At 33.3% G+C, this 11516-nt stretch carries 8 protein-coding genes and 2 pseudogenes; 3 read left to right on the top strand and 7 right to left on the bottom strand.

Annotation, left to right across the window (positions count from 1 at the left end; all coding sequences use genetic code 11):
* The first annotated feature begins 271 nt into the window (after window positions 1-271).
* Window positions 272-2755, top strand: a complete 2484-nt coding sequence (locus ACJ5GX_RS07025; RefSeq protein ID WP_495292843.1) for a UvrD-helicase domain-containing protein — start codon at window positions 272-274, stop codon at window positions 2753-2755.
* A 59-nt stretch (window positions 2756-2814) separates the two neighbouring features.
* Here ACJ5GX_RS07025 and ACJ5GX_RS07020 read toward each other — a convergent pair whose 3' ends face one another.
* The 7 genes and pseudogenes from ACJ5GX_RS07020 to dnaG all read right to left on the bottom strand — a co-directional run bounded on the left by ACJ5GX_RS07020 (window position 2815) and on the right by dnaG (window position 9840).
* Window positions 2815-3216 (bottom strand): cytochrome c-type biogenesis protein, encoded by a 402-nt coding sequence (locus tag ACJ5GX_RS07020; RefSeq protein ID WP_012481753.1) that lies wholly within the window; start codon window positions 3214-3216, stop codon window positions 2815-2817.
* The gene (locus tag ACJ5GX_RS07015; RefSeq protein ID WP_007302682.1) at window positions 3200-4213 is read right to left on the bottom strand and encodes a hypothetical protein; all 1014 of its coding nucleotides are present in this window, start codon (window positions 4211-4213) and stop codon (window positions 3200-3202) included. The genes ACJ5GX_RS07020 and ACJ5GX_RS07015 overlap by 17 nt, the downstream gene beginning before the upstream one ends.
* Window positions 4214-4220: 7 nt before the next feature.
* A complete protein-coding gene (locus ACJ5GX_RS07010) occupies window positions 4221-4568 on the bottom strand; it encodes a ferredoxin family 2Fe-2S iron-sulfur cluster binding protein (RefSeq protein WP_007302681.1) in 348 nt (115 codons plus the stop codon).
* Window positions 4569-4805: 237 nt separating this feature from the next.
* The gene (locus ACJ5GX_RS07005; protein ID WP_495292844.1) at window positions 4806-6095 is read right to left on the bottom strand and encodes a TomO hydrophobic C-terminal domain-containing protein; all 1290 of its coding nucleotides are present in this window, start codon (window positions 6093-6095) and stop codon (window positions 4806-4808) included.
* A gap of 189 nt (window positions 6096-6284) precedes the next feature.
* Window positions 6285-6566 (bottom strand): annotated as a pseudogene (locus ACJ5GX_RS07000) (DnaJ domain-containing protein); the annotation flags it as partial.
* Between the two features lie 143 nt (window positions 6567-6709).
* Window positions 6710-8008: a Na+/H+ antiporter NhaC family protein gene (locus ACJ5GX_RS06995; protein ID WP_007302679.1), complete on the bottom strand. Its 1299-nt coding sequence runs from the start codon at window positions 8006-8008 to the stop codon at window positions 6710-6712.
* A gap of 98 nt (window positions 8009-8106) precedes the next feature.
* Window positions 8107-9840 (bottom strand): DNA primase, encoded by a 1734-nt coding sequence (gene dnaG / locus ACJ5GX_RS06990; RefSeq protein ID WP_019236374.1) that lies wholly within the window; start codon window positions 9838-9840, stop codon window positions 8107-8109.
* Between the two features lie 145 nt (window positions 9841-9985).
* Here dnaG and ubiG point away from each other — a divergent pair, with 145 nt between their 5' ends.
* Complete coding sequence (gene ubiG / locus ACJ5GX_RS06985) at window positions 9986-11152, top strand: bifunctional 2-polyprenyl-6-hydroxyphenol methylase/3-demethylubiquinol 3-O-methyltransferase UbiG (protein WP_052264730.1); 1167 nt, start codon at window positions 9986-9988, stop codon at window positions 11150-11152.
* Window positions 11153-11259: 107 nt separating this feature from the next.
* A pseudogene (locus ACJ5GX_RS06980) lies at window positions 11260-11376 on the top strand (cation:dicarboxylate symporter family transporter); the annotation flags it as partial.
* Window positions 11377-11516: the final 140 nt, after the last annotated feature.

Here is an 11516-nt window from a genome sequence, read left to right as displayed (position 1 = left end):
AGTGCTTCTTTAGCGAAGTTATTCGGATCGATCAGCTCTAGAAAATAATTTAGGGTATATCAAAGATAAACTAAGTGCCCCAGATAAGATTCACGATTTACAGAGTGAAACGATTGAGCAGATAAAAAGATTAGCTAAAATATTAAGTGAGGGCAGCAAAAGAGATCAGAGTTACAGTGCGATACTTTATGATTGGTGTAATAGCAGAAAATCGTCCGTACCAAATGTTGTCATCCCAGTGCTTGACACTGGGACCCAAAAAAAAAGAAATATGGATCCCAGTGTCAGCTACTTGGATGACAACAAGATAGAGAACTTAGCTAAAGTATTTCTCAAATCAGAATCGTACGAAAAAAAGAGCATATCATCCATTATAACAAAGGGTGCTTTGGAAAAATTTGAAGACGTAGAGCAAATGATAGAAAGCATTCAAAATGCATTGTTTACCCATGTAAAGGACATAAATTCTTATCAAATATTCGGAAGAACCAGTAGTTTACTTAGTATATTTAAAGTATATGTTGATCTATATAATAGTGAAAAATCAAAGAATGCACTGCTTGATTATGATGATATCATCAATTTAGCAACAAATCTCCTTAGCAATCCAGGCTATAAAGATTGGATATTGTTTAATCTAGATCAAAAAATAGACCACATTCTTGTTGATGAGGCGCAAGACAATAGTATCAGTCAATGGAAAATTATAACAAATCTCTGCAATGAATTTTTTACCGGTGGTGACGAAAAGAGAACTTTATTCGTTGTTGGGGATGTAAAACAATCCATTTACAGATTTCAAGGAGCAAATCCCCATCTATTTAATTACATGCAGCAATATTTTCACACGAAAACCGGTGGCAGAGATTGGGTATCATGTCAACTTGAAAAGTCATTTCGCTCAACTCCAGAAGTTTTGATGCTTGTAGACAGAATATTTAACAATTTTCGTGAAGAAATATCTTTCAATGATAACAAGATAAAACATATTCCATATAGAGAAAACGATCAAGGATACATTGAAATTTGGCCGTTACTGCCAGGATATGAAGAGGAAGAGCAGCAAGCCTTACAAATTCATTTAACACAGAGGAAAGATTATGTAGTAAAGGATCGATTACTTGCTCAGGCAATAGCCCAAAGAATTCACAATTGGTTAAACGAAGGGCGGATTTTAGTCGCCAAAGATCGTCATATAGAACCAAGGGATATTATGATTTTGGTACGGCAGCGAAATGTGTTAGTTGATTACATAATAAGTGAACTAAAAAAAGTAAATGTACCAGTTATAGGCCGAGATTATTTTAGAATTATGGATTACATAGCTGTGCAGGACTTAATAGCTTTAGCTGAATTTTTGCTCCTCCAGGCAAATGATCTTGCTCTTGCAAATGTTTTAAAATCACCGCTATTTAACTTCACTGAGGATGATTTATTCAATATTGCATACGATCGTAAAGAACAGTCGTTGTGGGAAAAACTTCAAGATTATCAGGAGATTATCTCTAATGAATTAAACTATCTAATTAATTTATCTCAGACAAAATCCCCCCTTACACTATTCACTCATATATTGCGCACAGGCAGGAAGAAATTTGCTGCAAGGCTAGGTCTTGAGTGCTTCGAGATTCTAGACGAATTTATGAACCTCGTATTGCAATTTGAGCACCCATCTCTTCAAGCATTTGTTCAGTGGATCAAAGAAAATAATCCTGAGATTAAAAACGATATGCAATCAAAACTCAATGCTGTACGAATAATGACAATTCATAAATCAAAAGGTCTACAAGCTCCAATAGTGTTTTTAGTTGACACAAATACGGTACCAAGAAACAGCGAAAATATTTTGTTTGATGCAACGGAAGCACCATTTTGGTGTGGCAAAAATAGTAATGCTTATTGTAATCAAGTAAAAAGAGAGAAAAAACTAGAGGATTATAACGAATATTTGCGTTTGCTGTACGTGGCACTTACGCGTGCTGAAGATGAGTTATACATTTTAGGCAAAGAGCCAGTGCAAAAGGGCTCTTGGTATGATCTAGTTATTCAATATGGAGCATTATATGAGAGGAAAAAACTATACTTACAGCCGATATTTAAAGAAAAAGTTGAAGTGCTATGCATGAATGCAAACTACCCTTCTATTTATAAAAAACGTGATTATTTTGATGTTCCAGTGATTTCACCTCCATCAAACCTATCAATGTCATTGCAGCACGTAACGCTGGAACCTGGAGAAAAAAAGCCAGTGTCAAGCACTGGGATGACAGATGAGAATGCTGGAATGACAAAAAGGAGCATTGGGACGACAGACAGCTATGCAAGAGGCTTAATAATTCACAGTATATTGCAATATATGCCCAAGATAGAGAAAGACAGGAGAAAAAATTGGGTTAGGAAATATCTTGATAGCATAAACACTAGTGAAGATAAGGATGAAATTTACAGCAAAATATTAACCTTTAATGAAAAATATGATTACCTGTTCGACTTGGAGGGCAAATCAGAAATTCCACTTAGTGGAACAATTGACGGAAAACCAGTATTAGTGCGGCTAGACAGACTGTGCATAACAGAAGACAAAGCAATCATAATTGACTATAAATCACACCATAACGTTTCTATTTCCTCATCAAATGAAATAAAAAAGCAAATGTTGATCTATAAAACCTTAGTGCAAGAAGTCTACCCAGATAAGCAGGTAGAGTGCGTGGTTATTTGGATGGAAGATTTAACCTTACAATCTTTGATCTAAACTCAAATGTTCGTATAGTAGCTACTTGCATTTGTTGTAAACTCACTTTTACTCTATAGTTATCTTTTTACTACTTTATCTATTTTCTGAACTGATTTTCGTACTAGAAAACATCCAATAAGAAGAATTATAAAAGGAGTAAACCATAAAATGTAGGTACTAGATTTTACAGGTGGTACAATGATAATTGAATCTCCATAAGAATTTTTTAACTCTGAAACTATTTGCTCGTTAGTATATCCATCACTGATCTTCTTGCGAATTGTCTTACGCACACCATATGCAACTTGAGACTCAGATTCGGATAATAATTCACCAGAGCATACTGGACACTTTATTACTGCAAATAAGCTACTTGCTCGCTCTTCCATGCTTTCGTCTCTTAGTTTATCATCCAAAGTAAAAGCATTTATGCTTAAATGGAATATCAATGTAAAAAGTAAGCTAATTACTATTCTCATTCTTGGTGAATTGAGTGATAAAATCAGTAGTGGATAATTTTCCAATAAAGCCTGAACCTACATTATTGTCGTACTTTATTGAAAATTGAATGTCGTTATTAGTGATTTTTTCTGATAAGGAAGATATTGATTTTTCCAATTTATCTGCAGTCTTTGAATCATTAGTCACAAACGAAATTAATTCTTTATAATTTGATATGGCTACATTGATTTTATCTTCAAATGAAGATGTAACTAAATTGTAATTACTTACTCCACCATTCGCAGCAATAGAAAAGTTATTACTCTCAATCAAAAATTTTTCTATGTTGAAATTAATCTTAGAAGCTGAAATATGGTTTACAAATTCATAATCTAATTTAGCGTCGACACTAAGGTAATTTTCAGGACTTGCAGTATGTTTATAACGGTAAGTATAAAAATCAAATTCTAGTTTAGTATTTTCATTCAGTTCTTTATCAAAGTGAAATTGAATGTAATTACTTTTATCATTCACTTCAGTTATAACACTTTGCTGATTTTCTAAAACATCACATTTTAATCCATAATCTTCGTAACGAAATGTATCTATATAGTCTATTACAGTGCTATTTCTGTTGAATTTTAATGAAGATAGTAAATCATTTAGTTTAACAACAAAGTGGCTACTCACGTGTGTGTGACACTTTATATTCTTTTTCTCATCACTACGGACAGCAATGTTTACTTTATTGCTTGGTATATAGATATATACTGACTTATCAAATAATCTGTTTTTTATCATTAAAGCTTCAGATGAAACAGTTAATTGCTCATTAGAAAATTTTGGATTCGTTACACGAAAAACTAGGTTAAAAGGAAACCCCTTAAAATCATGTGAAATATCAACTTTTTCGTCATTAATGTAATCAGTTAAAAGACTTTTTACCTTAAATGCAGAAAAATACCAAAAACCACTATAAGCTAGAGGAATAAACAAAGGTAAGGAGATGAGAATATAGATAAAAATTTTACGCATTATCCTCTTATTTATCTAATGATATATTTCTTGTACCTCTGGGCACGGTTACGCACAAACCGTCAATATCTTTTGTGATTTTTATTTGGCATCCAAGCCTCGATGTCTCTGTTAAACCGAAAGCTAGGTCCAGCATATCATTTTCCTCATCAGATATAGGGTTATGTGTTTCTACAACATCATAAAATTTTGAATCAACAATCACATGGCATGTAGAACAAGCAAGAGAGCCTTCACATGCACCTTCAAGCAGATCTGGATCACTTCTGTGGGCTAAATTAAGCAGAGTTTCTCCTTCTGCAGCTTCATAGCTTTTCTTACTTCCATCAGGTAAAATAAAAGTAACGGATGGCATACTATTAAAATCTCTATTAACTTTTCTATATTCTACAAATAATAACTATTATTTGCAAACTCTTTGAAATTCCATCGCCTATCTCTTGTAATCTGTATTCCTATCAAGAAAGTAAGATAGATACCACCAGCATCTCACAGAGTTGCAAGTATAGAATTTTCTTAGTTTTAGATTTTACTAAATATATTACTGAATTAACATTATTAAACTTGATCTGCCATTTCTTCTGATCTTAAGTTATAATTTTACTAATGCCATTTGATTAATTGCAACTTCAGCATTGCTATCTTTCAATAAATTTGCAGGACTATTACAATGGTATGTGATTGCAGCAACAACAAGACAACAAACTCCAATTCCTATCCCTAACGCTAACATTCCTGAGTAGACTGCAATAGCTACTTCTAAAGCAACTCCTACTACTGCTAACGTAGAAGCAACTATGATAGAAGTATTACGACACTTAATACGAAGCTCATTTAGTTTATCTAATGCAGGAGTACCATCTTTATATTTTAGCTCTCTTAGTACATCTTTATTTTCACATTTGTTAAACAACTTCCAAGCATAACTTAACCTTGACGCTTGACCATAAAACCCCTTCTCAACATATTCAACCAAGAGATCAAACGGAGTTTCACCTTGGTCATTGTTAACATCAAATCTCGCACCTGCACTCACAAGTGATTCAACTTTGCGAAGCATTGACGTATAGGGCTGTAAGTTTCTTAAAGCATGATGTAGAGGTGTATTCCCATTTTTATCCTGAAAATTATATTTCTTTCTATGTAAAAAGCAATCAAAAATCTCTTTTTTCCAATTGTGTTTAACAATACCTTCTAAAATAGTACTTGAAATCTTTATGTTATTTTCAACTAGAAGATCTAGAGCTTTTTTATGCTTATATCTAACAATAGTATCTACTAGTTCATTCAACGCAGAAGTACCTTCTAGCTTCTTTAGCTCATCGGTTTTACAACCACTAAGCACCACCGAAAGATTATTTAATTTTTCTACTACTTTTTCCTTACGAGAGAAGTATGTAGCATAATTGACCAAGAGATCAAATGGAGTTTCATCTTTGCTATTTTTAACATCAAGCCTTGCACCTTTACTAAGAAGTGACTTGACAAAACCTTGGTATTTCGATTTACCCAAATCCAACCATTTTAATGTATGATGTAAAGCTGTATTTCCTTCTTTATCTTTATAGTTGATATCTAATTTATCTAAGTACTTATTAAAAAAATAATCCAAAAACTCTTCAGATTGGTATTCATAAGCATAGCTTAAGATTTCATTTCGTGATATTTCTATCCTTCCTTCAAAGAGCTTGAAAAATGCCACACGATCGTACATAATAGCAATTTGCACTAGAAATGTAATGTCACCAGCATCAATTGTAACTTTCTTTATTATATCATCACACTCTTCATACTTATTTGACTGGATATGTAACAACAATCCCAGAATAGTTCTTACATATTCGGATTCAGTTGGTTCTTCAGTCTCTTTAGCTTTGCCCATCTTGCCTATTTCTTTTAAACTCTTCTTTAGCCTTTCTATTTTCTCTTCGATTAATTTTTGACTTTTCGAACAATACATAATATATATTTCATTAAAAAATTTTTCTCTTTTCTCTTCTTGTTTAAGTTTACTCATCTCTTCCCGCAACAACTCCAGTTCATCACTACAATCCCCATACTCATACTTTCCTCTATCGTACTGGCTTTTTTTTGTTGGGTCAGATAACACTTTGCGTGCTACTGATATTTCCTTGAACTTTGTCAATTTCTCTTCAAGTTGAGCCCGTTGATCTTCTTCCGACTGTGATAGTAGCCTTCCGTCCTTCTTCTTTCCTTCTAGCCTATCTAGCTCTTTCACTTCCTCAAGCAATTTATCTGGATGAAGCTTCAATGCTAATTTGCGATATGCTTTTTTTATCTCACCATGAGTAGCATCTCTTTTTACTCCTAATATTTCATAATAATCAGGCATTTTTTTCTCCACTATTTTGATACATTTTTTATAACATTAGTAATACTATGTCTTTAAAAGAATTGGTACTATATAAGTATTTTAGCAAAGATTATAATATTTGTTAATTTATCAACAAATTGAGTGAAAATTTAAAGAGTTGTTTATGGTAATTGAGGAGCTACAACCGCATGACGTCTGCCATTAATCACTATTTCACTTATTGCAACTGCTGCAAAAACAAAACAATAATATACTTTTGTTAGTACGATGATAGGTGACAGAGAGGCAATGCTGCTTGCTAGTAATACGTGAGAACCATAAGGTAAGATACTTTTTGTGATAGAAGTAAATATTTCTAATAAATACGCACTACGGTGTGGTGCAATGTTATATCTTTGTGCAAGTCTTTTCGCAATATTACTAGTTAATAAAATAGCAACAACATTGCTGGAAACTAAAATAGTAAACAGAGATGATATTCCCGCAATCATAAATTCAGCTTGAGTTTTTGTCATATTCACCTTATCGGTGAATATATCTATCTTTTTCTGACTGTATTCGTACATTAAGTGGCTTAATCCACTACTGAAGAGAATAAATATCATTACTTCATTCATCTTATAAAAACCCCTATATATGTCACGAGAATATTCAATAAGAGAATAATCAAAAAAAGCTATTCCTAATATCCCAGCAATAACCATATTAATAGCTAATGTTACTAGAGTGTTTATTTCAAATAAACCCATAATTATTAAAGATATATAAGGGATAATTTTGACTATGGATAAATAATTCAGACTTGAGATAGAAACAACTTCTGTACTATTTGAAATTATTACTAGATAAATAAGTATTATAAGACCTGTAACAGATCCTGTCTTGAAAGTGAGTTTTATTTTATCCTTTACTGAAGCTCCTTGTGAAGAAGTAGCAGCAATAGTAGTGTCAGATATCATTGAAAGGTTGCTGCCAAACATAGACCCACCTATCACAGCTCCAACACCCACTGCACAATCAAAAGCTCCATTTTGTGCTAAATTAACAGCTATTGGTGTTATAAGTGCAATAACTCCGATTGATGTGCCGATTGCACTTGAAATAAAAGTAGAAAGTAAAAACATTCCAGGAAGTAATAATCTTGCTGGAAGAAATCGAATAGTTAAGTTAGTAATAACATTTATACTACCAAGCGATTCAGTAACAGTAGAAAATGCTCCAGCAAATAGAAAAATCAAACATACGGTAAGAGTAGTTTTATTACCCATACCTTTTATAAGAGTATCAATACTATGTTGAATTTTGTTTTTATTGAATAGAACAGCAAAAAATAATGCTGGTAATAAGCAAACTAACGGTGAAATTTGATGAAGAGGATTACCAAGTCCGATAAAAGAAAAATAAATACCACTTCCAAGGTATAAGGCTAGAAAGATAATAAGAGGAAGAAATGAAAACACTTATCGTAGTTGAACAAACCAGAAATATACTAGAATAAGCTATTTTAAGCAAATACTAATACAGTGTTTTTCTAATAATTTTGAACATCTTAAGCCATCTACTTTTGAATAAATTCCATTTGCATTTCTTGTATACTATCCTCTATTTGCTTTATTTGTTCTATTAGCCTTTCCTCTAAGTCAAAATTACCGCCCAGCCTTGCTTTAATTTTTTCTTCTTGTAATACATTTAATTCTTTCCGTAATACTATGTTATTCCAGACAGTTTCTGCCGATCTCTTCTCACTTAATTGACTATTTAGTACGCTAGTTTTTTCAAATATAAACTTTATAACACTAGACTCCTGTAGCAGAATTTCTTTATTAAAGTTGCTCTCATTAGTTACCATATTAATTACGCACTGTTGTAATTTTTTCATCTCATTAGTAAATTCGAAATGAGAAAATTGCTCAAAAAATATAGGACGGTTCAAGATTTCAGGAAATTCTACGGCTATACGCAAAATTATGGCCTGATTTTGCTCTGCTTCAATTAGCTCTGGAGATTTATTGTAAAGATACTCACCTTTTGTTGCTTTGCTATTAAAAATCAGCTTTTTAAAGTTTCTTCTTAATTCACTGACCTTATTGTAAAAATAATCTCTATAATACCTTCTAATACTGCTGTTACCGATAGCATTGACATATTTCATGAACTTGTGCTCAAGAATTGAATATTTTTCCGGAGCAAATTTTTCATAATTTTGCAAATTGCTACCAATTATGTGATGCCATAAATATTCAGAGTGCAGTTCTGTTGAGTGGTTAAAAGCAGAGAGTACGTCTTCTGTCTTATATTCTAGCTCATTGCATATATCGTATGGGTCCTTATTGTTTGGCAAAGTTACGAACTTCAATGTGTATCCAGGCTCCAGTATCGGTAGAACAAGTTCTGCAATTCGAATAGCAGCATGACGTCCGGCACTATCGCCATCCATACAGATGGAAATTTCTTTAGCAAATTTCCATAGATTTTTTATCTGCTCTGCAGAAATTGCGGTACCAAGCGGAGCAACTGTATTGCTAATTCCCGCTTGATGTAGTGCTATTACATCCATATATCCTTCAACAACAAATAGATGCTGTTTTTTGCGTATTTCACTCAAAGCAAAGTTTAATCCATATAAATTTTCTCTTTTCTTAAAGAGCTGACTCTCTGGGCTGTTTAGATACTTCGGCTGTTGCTCAGAGTTCAGCGCACGTCCGCCAAAACCAATAACTTTGCCCGTGATGTTGTGTATAGGAAATATCAGCCGATCATAGAAATAATCACGAGAATTCTTATTTATTAACCCAACATCGATCAAAATCTCGTCTTTAATACCAGAGGAGTTCAAATATTCCTTCAAGCCAGAACTTGGTGCATAACCTATTCTAAATTTATCTATGATTTTGAGTGAGATCTTGCGCTGCCTTAAATAAGCCATAACACCTCGATTTTTCTGCGCGAACCAACTTGCAGCTAAATTCAGTGCTGAAAACAGTTTGTCATTTTCTTTAGCAAAGCTGAGGTTTTTGGGTAACTCAACACCTGCAACAGATGCCAAATTTTCCAACGCTTCCTTAAAACTTAAGCCCTCAGTTTGTGAAATAAATTCAAACGCATCACCATGAGCTGAGCAACCGAAACAGTAATATAAGCCCTTAACATTGCTGACCGAAAAAGATGGAGTTTTTTCGTTATGAAATGGGCAGAGTCCAACAAAACTATCTCCTCTTTTTATTAACCTAACTTTTTTTCCTACTATGTCGGACAACAATAATTTTGACTTTATAATATCTATATGATCCATTTTACCGAATGAGTAGTGGTAGGATAAAAATTATATAGAATTTATGCATATCTGACTCGAAATTTATTCAGAAAGATCAGGAGAGCTTGACAAAAAGCTCAAAATAAATTACCCATATAAATACCCTTAAGTTGCAATTTCTTATATGTCAGATGTGATATCAGTTGCTTCAGACCACGCAGGTTATGAACTAAAATCAGAAATAAAGGCTTACTTGGAAACTTTAGATTATACAGTGATAGACCGTGGCTGCACTGCTGAACAAAAGAGTGTAGACTACCCTGACTATGCTGCTGAAGTTGTAGAAGATATAACAAACAAAAAAGCAAATTATGGAATATTAATTTGCGGTACAGGTTTGGGCATGAGTACTGTGGCAAATCGTTTTGAAGGAATCTACGCTGCTTTATGTAATAGTGTTGAGATCGCAAAATTAGCTCGCGAGCATGGCAACGCGAATATACTTTGTCTTGGTGCAGGGTTTACTGCGAGTGGATTAGCAAAAGACATAGTCAAACAATTCCTCGAAACAGAATTTTCAAAAGAAAGTAGACATAAAGAACGCCTTGATAAACTTAGCAATATTAGCAAGAAAAAAACCACAAAAACTTATAACGAAGATGAAATATCAAAATTCGCTAAAATAGCAGGTGAATGGTGGAATGAGAATGGCAAATTCAAGCCATTGCACATGATGAATCCTGTGAGAGTATCATACATCGTTGAGAAAATAAAAGAATTAAAAAAATGCGATTTAAAAGAACTATCATTGCTCGATGTTGGTTGTGGTGGTGGCATTTTGTCAGAGTCAATGGCGCGTATTGGTATTAGCGTTGCAGGAATAGATGTATGTGAGGAAAACATAAAAGTGGCACAGTTGCATGCGAAGAAAGTAGGGTTAAATATAGAATACACACACACTAGCATTGAAGAGCTAAGCAATGACAAGAAGTATGACGTGGTTTTGTTGATGGAAGTGGTTGAACATGTCGATAATTTAGAGTTTTTCATGAAAAAAGCAATAGAGCTGTTGAAGCCAGAAGGGCTAATTTTTATATCGACGATAAATAGAACTATTAAATCCTTCTGTCTTGCAATAGTCGGCGCAGAGTACATATTAAACTGGCTGCCAAAAGGCACACATAATTGGAATAAATTTCTCAAGCCATCAGAAATTGCAAATCATCTAAGAGAGAACAATGTAACACTACAAGATATGACTGGTATGGAATATAATGTAATAAAGCGTGAATGGAACTTGACCAAAGGTGTGGATGTTAATTATATACTTTGTGGAAACGTTGTAATTTGAAATCTCATTCAAGTACTAGAAGGTAATGCAAATATTCTAGGCAGTTTTACTTTACTTAGCAGCTAATTTATCATATGTATTTCCATAGGGTATCGCTATATTAGAATATGTTACAATTACTAACCTTACTTGCTGTTATCACTTCGGTTGTATTCTTTGGTCATCTAGTTCCAATGGAAGTGAAAACCTTCTTGTATTCAATAAGCCTTAGTATAAAAGAGATCGATCCTTCTACTGGACTTGATGACGCTCACCATATTCAGCATAATGGCAGCATTGTAGAAATTAATTATTAGAGATGAAAAGACTTAATTTCTACTGCCAATGCTAGCACTGCTAATTTGCTAACAATATTCCAAAGTGG

This window comes from Wolbachia endosymbiont of Tuta absoluta (assembly GCF_059414725.1).
This window is presented reverse-complemented; position numbering and strand designations above follow the sequence as displayed.

Excerpts from the sequence above, each read along its gene's own strand:
- ubiG (WP_052264730.1), top strand. The coding sequence starts at position 9,986 with ATGTCAGATGTGATATCAGTTGCTTCAGACCACGCAGGTTATGAACTA.
- ACJ5GX_RS07005 (WP_495292844.1), bottom strand. The coding sequence starts at position 6,095 with ATGGGCAAAGCTAAAGAGACTGAAGAACCAACTGAATCCGAATATGTA.
- ACJ5GX_RS07010 (WP_007302681.1), bottom strand. The coding sequence starts at position 4,568 with ATGCCATCCGTTACTTTTATTTTACCTGATGGAAGTAAGAAAAGCTAT.
- ACJ5GX_RS07025 (WP_495292843.1), top strand. The coding sequence starts at position 272 with ATGGATCCCAGTGTCAGCTACTTGGATGACAACAAGATAGAGAACTTA.
- ACJ5GX_RS07015 (WP_007302682.1), bottom strand. The coding sequence starts at position 4,213 with ATGCGTAAAATTTTTATCTATATTCTCATCTCCTTACCTTTGTTTATT.
- dnaG (WP_019236374.1), bottom strand. The coding sequence starts at position 9,840 with ATGGATCATATAGATATTATAAAGTCAAAATTATTGTTGTCCGACATA.
- ACJ5GX_RS07020 (WP_012481753.1), bottom strand. The coding sequence starts at position 3,216 with ATGAGAATAGTAATTAGCTTACTTTTTACATTGATATTCCATTTAAGC.